The sequence below is a fragment of the Streptomyces sparsus genome, assembly GCF_054776295.1.
In genome coordinates this window covers 1-741 of sequence record NZ_BAAHCA010001524.1, presented here as the reverse complement: position 1 = coordinate 741, position 741 = coordinate 1, and the positions used below count along the sequence as shown (strand labels likewise).

Genomic DNA, 741 nt, shown 5'->3' with positions numbered 1-741 from the left:
CGCTCCCCGCACCGTGCCGGGGAACGGCCCGCGCCGTCAGACCGTACGTGGGCTCAGAAGCCGAAGTTCTGCGTCCACCACGGGCCGCCCGGCTCGAAGTGGGCGCCGACGCCCATCGTCTTGTAGTCGCAGTTGAGAATGTTGGCGCGGTGGCCTGGGCTCTGCATCCACGCCTCCATCACCGCCTCGGCGTCGGCCTGGCCGCGGGCGATGTTCTCCCCGCCGAGGTTGGTGACGCCCGCGGCGTCGGCCCGGTCCCAGGGGCTCTCGCCGTCGGGACTGGTGTGGGAGAAGAAGCCGCGGACCGCCATGTCGCGGCTGAAGTCGGCGGCCAGTTCGTCCAGCTTGCGGTCCGCCTTCACCGGCTGGCAGCCGGCCTTGGCGCGCTCGGCGTTGACCAGGGCCAGGATCTGCGCTTCGACGGTGGCGTTCTTACCGGGCTGGGTGGGTTTGCTGGGCTTGCCGGACTGGCCGGGCGTCTCCGGGGTGGGCTTCGCCGGTGTGGTGACCGGCGGCGCGCTCGGCCTGGCGGGGATGACGGGCGGCGGTGCGCCCCGCGACGGCTTGCTGGAACTGCCCGCCGGCGGCGAGGACTGCTCCGGCGCGGAGGGGTCGGGAGAGGCCGCCCCCGGCTTCTCGGTCCCAGGCGTCTTCTCGGGGGTCCTGCCCGGTGCCTGCGAGGCCTCGTCCGACGGGGTCTGTGAGGCCGACGGCCCGCCCGCGGCCGGCGCCGAGGGGGTG

At 74.5% G+C, this 741-nt stretch carries 1 protein-coding gene; it reads right to left on the bottom strand.

Annotated features, from left to right (window positions below):
- Nucleotides 1-53 precede the first annotated feature (53 nt).
- Nucleotides 54-741: CAP domain-containing protein (locus tag ACYVE9_RS29400; protein WP_461030922.1), on the bottom strand; the 688-nt coding region annotated here is incomplete at its 5' end.